At 54.1% G+C, this 11,448-nt stretch carries 9 protein-coding genes; 7 read left to right on the forward strand and 2 right to left on the reverse strand.

The window, feature by feature from the left end; all coding sequences use genetic code 11:
• Nucleotides 1-14: 14 nt before the first annotated feature.
• Nucleotides 15-1,742, reverse strand: coding sequence for a phospholipid carrier-dependent glycosyltransferase (locus OEL57_RS02570; protein ID WP_300736630.1), 1,728 nt, complete (start codon nt 1,740-1,742; stop codon nt 15-17).
• Complete coding sequence (locus OEL57_RS02575; protein WP_300736631.1) at nt 1,739-2,980, reverse strand: peptidase U32 family protein; 1,242 nt, start codon at nt 2,978-2,980, stop codon at nt 1,739-1,741. The genes OEL57_RS02570 and OEL57_RS02575 overlap by 4 nt, the downstream gene beginning before the upstream one ends.
• 162 nt (nt 2,981-3,142) lie before the next feature.
• Between OEL57_RS02575 and ybgF the strand changes: the two genes are divergently transcribed.
• The 7 genes from ybgF to OEL57_RS02610 form a co-directional block, all read left to right on the forward strand.
• Nucleotides 3,143-3,889, forward strand: a complete 747-nt coding sequence (gene ybgF, locus OEL57_RS02580) for a tol-pal system protein YbgF (protein WP_300736632.1) — start codon at nt 3,143-3,145, stop codon at nt 3,887-3,889.
• 12 nt (nt 3,890-3,901) lie between these two features.
• Nucleotides 3,902-4,918 carry a LysM peptidoglycan-binding domain-containing protein gene (locus OEL57_RS02585; protein WP_300736633.1) on the forward strand — a complete coding sequence of 339 codons (1,017 nt, stop codon included), beginning with the start codon at nt 3,902-3,904 and terminating at the stop codon, nt 4,916-4,918.
• A gap of 64 nt (nt 4,919-4,982) precedes the next feature.
• Nucleotides 4,983-6,077 carry a DNA-processing protein DprA gene (dprA, locus tag OEL57_RS02590; RefSeq protein ID WP_300736634.1) on the forward strand — a complete coding sequence of 365 codons (1,095 nt, stop codon included), beginning with the start codon at nt 4,983-4,985 and terminating at the stop codon, nt 6,075-6,077.
• A 14-nt stretch (nt 6,078-6,091) separates the two neighbouring features.
• A complete protein-coding gene (gene topA / locus OEL57_RS02595) occupies nt 6,092-8,368 on the forward strand; it encodes a type I DNA topoisomerase (RefSeq protein ID WP_300736635.1) in 2,277 nt (758 codons plus the stop codon).
• Nucleotides 8,365-9,693: a methylenetetrahydrofolate--tRNA-(uracil(54)-C(5))-methyltransferase (FADH(2)-oxidizing) TrmFO gene (trmFO, locus tag OEL57_RS02600; RefSeq protein WP_300736636.1), complete on the forward strand. Its 1,329-nt coding sequence runs from the start codon at nt 8,365-8,367 to the stop codon at nt 9,691-9,693. The genes topA and trmFO overlap by 4 nt, the downstream gene beginning before the upstream one ends.
• Nucleotides 9,694-9,818: 125 nt before the next feature.
• Nucleotides 9,819-11,114 carry a (Fe-S)-binding protein gene (locus tag OEL57_RS02605; protein WP_300736638.1) on the forward strand — a complete coding sequence of 432 codons (1,296 nt, stop codon included), beginning with the start codon at nt 9,819-9,821 and terminating at the stop codon, nt 11,112-11,114.
• A gap of 134 nt (nt 11,115-11,248) precedes the next feature.
• A partial coding sequence (locus OEL57_RS02610) for a helix-turn-helix domain-containing protein (protein ID WP_300736639.1) occupies nt 11,249-11,448 on the forward strand: 200 nt, incomplete at its 3' end.

Here is an 11,448-nt window from a genome sequence, read left to right on the forward strand (position 1 = left end):
ACGTACTCCTTCGATCAGCGGTTGGACAACAATAGCAGCGCCCCGTTGTCTGCCAGAGTGCGGGGAGATGGCCCTGGCTGAGCTGCTTCATACCGGCTTGCCTCATGGCGGGGAATAACAATCATTACCTGACGGTTTGAGCGCCAGAGCTCCATGAACTGTTCCTGAGTGAGAAACCAGCCGGACTGATTGCCCTGACTGCTGCCGAAGGTCAGTTCATCGGCATCACCTACAGTGATCAGACGTTTACCGGTATAAAAGTTCATTCCCTGGCGGGGACCGCTCTGGGCCAGCAATGTATCTGGGCCACTATGCTGCAGTGCTGCCTTGGCCAGGCTGCGGGACGAGAGCCGGTCTGCACCATACTGACTAAAGGCCCAGGGGAGCAGCAGGTCAAGCAGGATACCAAAACAACAGAGCAGCCCCACCAGCAGCAGACTGGAACGGGTGCGGATGATCCAGAGCAGTAGCAGGCCGAAGATAATCAGCAGGCTGCCGGGCAGCAGGGTCTGGCGCAGGGTAAGTACCGGTGTCGGGCCGGTCAGCATGGCGGCCAGATCGCGCCCTGTTTGTCCGCTTGCATGCAGGATCGGCGGGAGCCAGGTCAGTAATGGCAGTATGGCCAGGGTTATCCCGACCAACAGCAGTGTGGTGGCAAGGGTCGCCTGGGCAGCAGTGTAGTCAGGCCTGCGGGTATGCCAGTGGGCGGTGATCCGGTGGGCTACCAACAGTGCCAGTGGCGGAAACGTTGGCAGAATGTACGGGATCAATTTAGAGCTGGAAAGCGAAAAGAACAGAATGATGACCAAGGGCCAGAGCAGCAGAAAAAGGGTGGTCCCCCTGTCACTTTGGCGCTGGTGCCAGGCCTTGCCCAGGCTGCCCGGCAGGAAGAAGGACCAGGGCAGCATGGTCAACAGCAGAATTGGCAGAAAAAACCAGAACGGTTGACTGCGTTTATGGATGGTGCTGGTATAGCGCTGGAAATGCTCCCTGATAAAGAAAAAATGCGGAAATTCAGGGTTTGCCTGTGACACCAGCACAAACCACGGCACGGTGATCAGGCAAAACAGCAGCAAGCCAGAGATCCAGGGAATTTCTTTCACTATATGCCAACGTCTGCCCAGCAACAGATACCAGAAGATAACTCCACCAGGGAGAACAATCCCGATTAAGCCCTTGGTCAATACTGCCAGACCGCAGCAGATAAAGAACAGGCGGTAGAGGTTGGTGCGCTGCCGTTCGCTGCTGCGGACAGCCAGCAGAAAGCTGAACAGGGCTGCAGAGAGGCAGAAGGTTAACAGCATATCTGTCAGAATAATACGGGATTGCAGCAGAAAAGCCGCGCAGCTCCCCAATATATAGGCGCCAGTGACTGCTGTCCGTCTGTTAAACAGGCGTCTCCCTGCAAGATAGGTGAGTAACACGGTAAACAGACCTGAAAGCGCCGAAGGAAGGCGGGCAGCAAACTCAGTATGCCCCAAAACTGCCATGGAACCGGCATTTACCCAGTATAAAAGCGGGGGCTTTTCAAAATATTTAACATAATTAAGGGTGGGGGTGACAAAATCTCCACGGACCAGCATCTCCCGGGGGATCTCGGCGTAACGACCTTCGTCAGGATCAATCAGCGGTGCGGATCCGAGCCCAATCAGGAAGAGGAAGCCAAACAGGATTAACAGCAGCATGCTGTCCCGTAGCCAGTGTCCTTCAGGCTGGTTAAGATGTTCGTAGAATGGGCTCATGAGTCAAATTCCTGCATCGGTGCAGGAAGTCTGATCAGATCATCAGGCTCAGTGCCGACAGGCACTGGCATCAGAATTCTCATGTTGGGATGGACAATTGTTACTGAGGTTATCTGTCCCTGTTGGTCAAGTTGCTGCAGATCAGTGGCCAGAAAATCGGCATTTTTCATGGCAGGCCCCATCAGTGAAAGCTGATCGCCGACCTGAAACCGGTTTCTGACCAGCACTTCTGCCAGCTCTGCTCCACGCATCGCTTCAACCGTCCCCACCAGTTTATGGCTACGCAGGTACCCTGCCTGGTAGGATTGTCCAACATCCTTAGGGTCACCCAGCAGGAAGCCGGTGGTATAACCGCGGTGGCTGATGGTGGCCAGTTCCTCCATCCATACAGGATCGGTGGCGTAGCCGTCAGGATTGGAGTAGAAGCGGTCCAGAGCTGCGCGGTAGATTCTCAGTACGCCGGCAAGGTAGTGGATTCCCTTCATTCTTCCTTCAATCTTGAGGGACCCTACACCTGCCCTGACCAGATCAGGCAGATACTCCAGTAGACAGAGGTCTTTTGAATTGTAGATGAAGGTACCGCTTGAGTCTTCTTCGATCGGTTGATATTCGCCGGGCCTGCGCTCCTCAACCAGGGCATACTTCCAGCGGCAGGGCTGGGTGCATTCTCCCAGATTGGCACTGCGACCGGTCATGGCACTGGAAAGCAGGCAGCGGCCTGAGTAGGCAACGCAGAGGGCGCCATGCACGAAAACCTCGCATGGTATTGAGACCGCACTGGTTGTAGCACTGATATCTTCCAGCGTCATTTCTCGCGCGAGATTGACCCGGCCGACACCCTGATCCTGCCAGAAAAGCACACTCTCGTGATTGATGGTGTTTGCCTGGGTGGAAAGGTGGATCTCCCGTTCTGGAGAAATGCGGCGGATCATTCGTAATACGCCTGGATCGCTGACAATATAGGCATCAAAGGGAAGCGGAGCCAGTTCCCTTAGATAGCTCTCAAGACGGTTCAAGGTGTGGTCGCTAGGGTAACTGTTAATGGTCAGGTAGCAGCGGACTCCCTGTTCGTGACAGAACGCAAGTGCCTGAGGCATTTCTGCAAGGGTAAAGTTGCCGGCCATATTACGCAGGCCAAAGTCAGGTCCTCCCATATAGACGGCATCAGCACCGTATCTGATGGCGCATTTCAGTTTTTCCATGGTGCCGGCCGGGGCCAGTAATTCAGGCTTTTTCACGTCAGATCCAGTTGGAATAGTAATGAAGTCAATAAAGATGGAATGCTAGCACAGGAGTGGTCTGTCTGTAAAATGCAAACCGGAAAAACCTGACTTTCACTTGACAAAGCGTTTTTTCTGGCTTTAATTACAGCGAAACTCAAGAAAAAACAGGAGAGTTGCATGAGCCACCTGCAAAAATTGGGACTGCTGACATTGGGCACACTACTTTTGGGTGGGTGTGCAGCCAATGATTTAGCGGTCAAACGTCAGACCGAGACGGAAACAAAGGTCGAACATCTTTTTCAGCTCGCAGGTGGAATAGAGGCCCGGCTAAACGAAATCTCCGGAAGAGTTGCAATATTGGAGGAGAAAGATGCCCAGCGAACAACTCTCTTCAAGGAGCTGAGTGACGGTGTACGGGAGCTGAAAGAGGTAAATCAGGCCTTGCAAGCAAAGGTGCAGACAGCTGCAGCTGTTACAACTCCCAAGGTGGAGGTGGTAAACACAGATCCTGCGCCAAAAGGCAGGGATGCCGGTCCTCCTCCAGGGTATGTCAAGGCCTTTGGTCTCTACAGTGCCAATAATTTTTCTGCTGCTATCCAGGCCTTTGAGCTGTTTTTAAAGGAACAGCCGACGAGTGAATATGTGCCCAATTCCTACTATTGGATTGGTGAATGCTATTACAGCAATTCTGATCTTCCCCATGCACTTGTTGCATTCCAGAAGGTGGTAAATGACTGGCCCCGCCACCCGAAAGCATCTGATGCATTACTTAAAATAGGCTACAGTTACGCGGCGCAGAAACAGCAGGATAAAGCCAGGGCCACATTTGAGCGGCTTATTCGCAACTATCCCGCTAGCCCGGCAGCAATAAAGGCTCGGGAGCGACTGATGTCCAGCGACCAACCGGCTTCCGTCCGGCACTGAAAAGAGGTGACTATGAAATCTCGTATGCAACTGGTAGTGTTCCTGATGTCGTTGGTACTGCTTGCGCCATCCCTTCTGAGGGCTGCAGAGGAGCCAGCGGTCTATGTGATCCAGAAGGGCGACACACTCTGGGGGCTTTCCGGTAAATTTCTCAATGATCCCAGATATTGGCCGAATCTTTGGGCAAAAAATCCTCAGGTAACCAATCCACACTTTATCTATCCCGGGCAAACTGTCCGTTTTGTGAATGGGAAGCTGGAGATTGTTGATGCGCCGGTAGAGGCTGGCGCGCAGAAGGCAGCGGCAGGTCAGGCAGTTGTTGCAGCTGATGCCGAGGTTGCAGAAGAAAAGCTGTTTACTGTTCGGGGTAATGAAGGCTGGCTGATGGAAAAAGAGTTGGCCCCAAGCGGCAGGATTATAGCAGGGCAGCATGGTCGTCTGGTACTTGGTGAAGATGATACGGTTTTTACTGACATCGGCACACGTCATGGTGGACGTGATGGCAGCAAGTATACCATTCTGCGTAAATCAAAAGTGGTTAAACACCCGGTGACCGGAGATGAGCTGGGGTATCGGGTGTACCCATTGGGGACCGTGCAGCTTACTCAGGTAACAGAGCTGAATTCCCGTGGTATTATCAGTTCCTCATTTAAGGAAGTTGAGCCTGGTGACCTGCTGGTTCCCTACCAGCCTGTTAAACGTAGAAGTGTTGCCCTGAAAATGACCGCCAAGCCACTGCACGGGGTGATTGCTGCCAGTGCCGCCGGTAACAGCTCTATTGCTGCCGGCGATGTGGTCTACCTTGACTTGGGCGTAACGCAAGGGGCTGAACCGGGTAATCTGCTGTATGTAATCCGTAAGGTGGCGATTGAAAAGATGCTGGTTGATCGCTATGTCGGAGAACTTCCAAGCGAAGTGGTTGGGGCAGTGGTGATCGTGGAGGCAGGGAACAGTACCTCAACCGCGATTGTAGTGAAGAGTATTGACGCCATCTTTAAGGGCAATGAAGTTGTCAGTGCTCCTCGATAGAGCGTAGCCTGTACGCAGCTCGAAGGCCGACCCAGTGTCGGCCTTCGTTTTTTAAGGGAGCAGCATGGACTACTGGTCCTGGATAGCTTTGAGGGCAGTGGAAGGGATTGGACCGGTCATGTTCCGGCGGCTGCTGGAACGTTTTGATACGCCGGATCACGTGCTTTCTGCAGATCCTGATGACCTTGCTACAGTCCGGGGAATCACGCCGCAGATTGTGGAGGCCATTGCAGCCCCGGCCTGTCGTAGTTTTGCTGAAGCAGAGTGTCGCAGGATAGAGGCGAGTGGTGTCCGCCTGCTTACCTTTCTGGATGCTGAGTTTCCTCGCCGCCTGTTTGAGATCGGTGATCCGCCACCATTGTTGTACGTGCGGGGAATGATCCCGGCCTGGGAGCCTGCCATTGCGGTGGTCGGTTCCCGTCGGGCAACCCGAGAGGGGTTAAAGGCGGCAGAGCGGCTTTCGTCAGAACTGGCTGCGGTAGGCGTACTGGTGGTTTCCGGTCTGGCCCGGGGGATAGACACTGCAGCCCATCGTGGTGCACTGGCTGGTGGCGGTCCCACCGTGGCGGTGTTGGGCTGTGGGGTTGATATTGACTATCCGCCTGAAAACAGGCAACTGGCGCAACAGATTGCAGGGCATGGGTGCATCATTTCAGAATTCCCCATGGGCACCCAGCCGCTGGCAGAGCATTTCCCCCGTCGCAACCGGATCATCAGCGGCCTCTCCCGTGGGGTGTTGGTGGTAGAGGCAGTGGAAAAAAGCGGTTCCCTGATCACGGCCCGTTACGCCCTGGATCAGGGGCGTGAGGTGATGGCGGTGCCGGGGCTGATCAGCACTGCTGCCTGTCGCGGTAGCAACCGGTTGATCAAGGAAGGCGCCCAGCTGGTGGACTGCGTTGATGATATTCTTGGTGCAACCAGAATCGGCACGCCGGATCAAACGTTGCCATTGTTTCATCAACAGCTTGTTGCTCCGCGTTGTAACCTGACTCCCCGCGAAGCTGCGGTGTATGAGCTGGTTGCCCTGGGACCGCGCCATCTGGATGAGATTACCCAGGCTCTGGAATTGACGCCCGGAGAGGTTTCGGCTATGGTGCTTGGCCTTGAACTAAAAGGGATGCTGTCACAGCTTCCCGGATCATACTATTCACTTCCTTAAGGATTAGAGAACCTATGGCGCATCAACTTGTAATTGTCGAGTCTCCGGCCAAGGCCAAGACCATTGAAAAATTTCTCGGTGCTGATTATCGGGTGTTGGCCTCATTTGGGCATGTCAGGGCACTGCCCAGCAAGCAGGGCTCGGTTGATACGGCCAATGACTTTGAACCCAAGTACCATGTGCTGCCAGATAGCAAGAAGCATATTGATGCCATCAAGAAAGAGCTGAAGGGGGCGGATCGACTGCTTCTGGCAACTGACCCCGACCGTGAGGGAGAAGCGATCTCCTGGCATCTGCTGGCTGCCCTGGGACTGGACAAAAAGCCCAAGATTCCGATTCAGCGGGTGGTGTTCCATGAGATCACCAAGGATGCCATCATCCATGCAGTGCAGAATCCCCGAGATATAGCCATTGACCTGGTTGATGCCCAGCAGGCCCGTTCTATTCTGGATTACCTGGTCGGTTTTAACCTCTCTCCCTTTTTGTGGAAAAAAATCCGTTATGGACTCTCGGCAGGCCGGGTGCAGTCAGTTGCCCTGCGACTGGTCTGTGAGCGGGAAAAAGAGATCCAGGCCTTTGTTGATCAGGAGTACTGGACCATTGGAACTAAACTGGAAAAACAGGGCGGTCAGACCCTCAAGGCCGGTCTGATTGCGGTGGATGGCAAGAAACTGGGCAAGTTTGATATTCCTGATCAGAAAAGTGCCGATGCATTGAGGAATGCCATTGCACAAGGCAAGGCTGAGGTCGCATCGGTAACCCGCAAGGAGATGAAGCGTAACCCGGCTCCCCCCTTTACCACCTCTACCCTGCAGCAGGAAGCCTCCCGTAAACTGGGCTTCTCAGCCAAAAAGACCATGTCCACCGCCCAGAAACTGTATGAAGGGGTGGCGATCGGTGAGGGCGGTACGGTTGGTTTGATCTCCTATATGCGTACTGACAGCGTCAATCTTTCGGCCCAGGCCCTGCAAGATGCCCATGACCTGATCAGCGTGGCCTATGGTAAGGAATATGCTCTGGCCAAGCCCCGTTTTTACAAGAACAAGTCAAAGAATGCTCAGGAAGCCCACGAGGCGATCCGGCCTACCTATATTGACAAGACCCCGGCAGAACTAAAAAAATACCTGACCCCTGACCTGTTCAAGCTGTATGAACTGATCTGGAAGCGGACCGTTGCCTGTCAGATGGCAGAGGCACTGCTGGATCAGACCTCAGTTGATATCGCGGTCAGTGGTGAGAAAAAGGACAGCTTCACACTGCGGGCAACCGGCTCGGTGATCCGCTTCCCCGGTTTCATGAAGCTGTATATTGAAGGGGTTGATGACGAAGACGAGGAAAAGGAAGGCACCCTGCCGGCGTTGGAGGAAGGCGAGGCACTGAAGCTGCTTGAGGTGCTGCCGGAGCAGCATTTTACCCAGCCGCCACCACGTTATACTGAAGCCACCCTGGTCAAAACCCTGGAAGAATACGGTATCGGTCGCCCCTCCACCTATGCCAGTACCCTTAATACCCTGGTGGAACGCAAATATGCCCGTCTGGACAAGAAGCGCTTCTTCCCTGAAGATGTCGGCATGGTGGTCAATGACCTGTTGACCGCCCACTTTCCCAAATATGTGGATTATAATTTCACCGCTGGCCTGGAAGAGGAGCTGGATCAGGTCTCCCGTGGTGAAAAGCAGTGGAAACCGCTTTTACGAGAGTTTTGGACCCCGTTCATTACCCTGCTGCAGCAAAAAGAGGGTGAGGTAAAGAAAGACGATCTCACCACCGAGACCCTGGACGAGGCCTGCCCGGAATGCGGCAAGCCGCTGGCCATCAAGTTGGGTAAGCGTGGTAAGTTCATCGCCTGTACCGGGTTTAAAGAGGGCTGTAAGTACACCCGTAACCTGGAAAACAGTGGTGCAGAAGAGGCTGCTGAGCCTGAAGTTTCAGAAGAAAAATGTGATAAATGCGGCCAGCCTATGCTGATCAAGTCAGGTCGTTACGGCAAGTATCTGGCCTGTTCCGGCTATCCGGCCTGCAAGAACATCCAGCCGCTCAACAAGCCCAAGGGAACCGGTGTTGCCTGCCCTGAATGCAAAGAGGGGGAGCTGACCGAGAAGAAATCCCGCTACGGCAAGATGTTCTACTCTTGTAACCGCTATCCTGACTGTAAGTTTGCCCTCTGGGATCCGCCAATTACCCAGCCCTGTCCCAAGTGCGGATTCCCGGTGCTGGTCAAAAAGGTCTACAAGAAGAAGGGTGAATTCCTGAAATGTCCTAAAGAGGGCTGTGACTGGACATCTGCATGATACCGGTCACCATCATCGGCGCCGGTCTGGCCGGGTGCGAAGCTGCCTGGCAGGCGGCAGAGCGCGGGGTTCAGGTTCGGCTGTATGAGATGAAGCCCCGCCGTTTTTCACCGGCCCATCAGTTAGATGGCCTGGCTGAGCTGGTCTGCTCCAACTCCCTGCGTGGGGCTGATCTGGGTAATGCCGTCGGCTTGTTAAAGGAGGAACTGCGGCGTTGTGGCTCCCTGATTATGCAGGCTGCCGATGCCACCAGGGTTCCGGCAGGTGGGGCGCTGGCGGTTGATCGTGATCTGTTCTCTGCTTGGATAACTGAACGGATTTCCTCCCATCCCAACATCATTCTGACCCGTGAAGAACTGACCTGCCTGCCGTCTGAAGGCTTGGTGGTGGTGGCCTCCGGCCCCTTGACCAGCGATGCCCTGGCTGAAGAATTGTCCCGTCTGGTGGGGGAGCGGCTCTACTTCTATGATGCCATCGCCCCGATTGTCACTGCAGAATCCCTTGATCAGTCTAAAATTTACGCCGCTTCACGCTATGGCAAGGGTGATCCTGATGATTACCTCAACTGCCCCATGGCTCAGGAACAGTACACGGCGTTTATTGCGGCTGTGAAAGCTGCTGAAAAGGTAGCCCCCCGCGAGTTTGAGAAAGTGGTCCACTTTGATGGCTGTATGCCGATTGAAGAGATGGCAGAGCGTGGTGATGAGACCCTGCGTTTTGGACCGATGAAGCCGGTGGGGTTGCCCGACCCCCAGACCGGGCGTGATCCTTGGGCCGTGGTGCAGTTGCGTGCAGAAAATGCTGAAAAGACCCTCTATAACCTGGTAGGTTTTCAGACCAAGATGACCTGGCCGGAGCAGCGTCGGGTACTGCGGATGATTCCGGGACTGGAACAGGCCGAGTTTGTCCGGCTGGGAGTCATGCACCGCAATACCTTTATCAATGCTCCAGCCCTGCTGCAGGCAACTCAACAACTGAAGAGCGATCCTCGTATCATCTTTGCCGGGCAGATCACCGGGGTTGAGGGTTATGTGGAATCCGCCGGGTCAGGTTTTCTTGCGGGGCTGACGGCCGCAGCCTTGGCTGGTGGTCAGGAACCACCATTGCCGCCGCAGGAAACAGCCTTGGGGGCGTTGATCCACCACATTACCAATGCCGATGTCCGCCATTTTCAGCCGATGAATGTTAATTATGGCCTGTTTCCCTCCCTGGATAGTCGGGTCAAGAAAAAGGACCGTAAGCTGCTGCTGGCAGAACGGGCACTGGCTGCGTTGGAAGACTGGAAAGGCATGATTGAAACACGGAGCAACCGAGCAACTGAGTAGGCCTGAAATATAAATCCTGAAAAATATAAATCCTTGAAAAGCTGGGGTTGTTTTGTCTACTATTGTTGTTGGGTTTTGTTTTTCTCTGTTGCTCCGTTGCTCTGTGTTTAAAAAGGATTTTGTCTATGTCTGATCAAATAGTTGCTGATACCCTGCAGCGTATAGAAGAAGAATTAAAAAAGTGCGTCAAATGCGGTACCTGTCGCTCCAACTGTCCTGCCTTTACCGCCTTTCAGCGTGAGCCAGCCACGGCCCGTGGCAAGTTAACCCTGGTTCAACACCTGTTGAAAGATGACATTGATCTGGATGATCAGACCTACCTGGCCATGTCCAAATGTCTGTTGTGTGGCAGTTGCGTGGACCGCTGTCCCAATGATGTGCCCACTGACGAGATTGTGATTGCCGCCCGTGAGGCGCTGGCAAAGAAGCGTGGTCTGACCACCTTCCATGCTGCCGTGGGGCAGGTGATCAAGAGCCGGACCCGGATGAAGCTGGGTGCCAAGGCCGCCTCGCTGCTGGGGCCGCTATTCTTCAAGAAAGTGCCGGAGAACTCAGGCCTGCGTCTGCGCTTCCCACTGCCATTCGTGGGTAACAAGCGTTATATCCCGGCCATTGCCAAGACCACATTTATGGAACGCTATCCTGAGGTGATCGAAGGTCAGCCGGATAAACCACGGATTATCTTCTTTGTGGGCTGCATGACCAACTTCGCTTATCCCCGGGTCGGTGTGGCCACGGTCAAGTTATTCCAGCATCTGGGCTGTACCATTATCATTCCTAAAGATCAGCAGTGCTGCGGCCTGCCCGGCATGTCCGGCGGAGACATCGAGACCGTTCGGGATCTGGCAGAGCGCAACCTGGCGGCCCTGGAACGCTATGAGGCTGATTATGTGATGAGTGCCTGTGCCACCTGCGGTGGCGCCTTGCACCGGCTTTATCCGCTGGTGGTGGGTAAGCGTAACCCTGAACTGCGTGAGCGACTTGACCGGCTGGCCGCGAAGACGGTGGATGCTGCCCAGCTCTTGGCCCAGCTTGGCCTGAAACCTGTTGAAACCGGTAGCGGTGCAACCGGCAAAATTACCTACCATGACCCCTGTCATCTGCGTACCCGCAAGCTGACTGCCCAACCCCGTGATCTGATCAAGGCCACTCCCGGACTTGAACTGGTGGAGATGGAAGGGGCAGACCGCTGCTGTGGTCTGGGGGGAACCTTCAATGTCTATCACTACGGTTCATCCATGGAAATCAATGATCTCAAGAGCGAGGCGATCATCGCCACCGGCGCAGATGCCGTAGCCACTGGCTGTCCCGGCTGTATGATGCAGCTGGATGACGGCCTGAAACAACACGGTTCTACTATTGAGGTGGTGCATACGGTGGAGCTGCTGGCACGTCAGCTTTTGGGAGAGCCAAAAGCCTGATTTAGCGTTGTTAAAATACTTATAGTAAAACTGTTGTCAACTTTGTTGCGAGTAAAACTATTTTATTGACAATATAACTGGTTTTGTATACAAACGCCGCACCAAAACAGGTTTATATTCCGGTGGATTAGGTGATGAGCAACGAATTCAATATTGGTGCAAAAATTAAAAAACTCCGATTAGCGAAGAAGCTGACACTCCAGGCTGTGGCCCGGGAGACCGGTTTTTCGCCTGCCCTCATTTCTCAAATCGAAAACAATAACGTTTCTCCCCCCATCGCAACCCTTTCCAAGATCGCACGCTTTTTTGATGTCAAGATCGGCCATTTCTTTGC

Source organism: Trichlorobacter sp. (assembly GCF_030247655.1).
In the GTDB taxonomy this organism is placed as follows: Bacteria; Desulfobacterota; Desulfuromonadia; order Geobacterales; family Pseudopelobacteraceae; genus Trichlorobacter.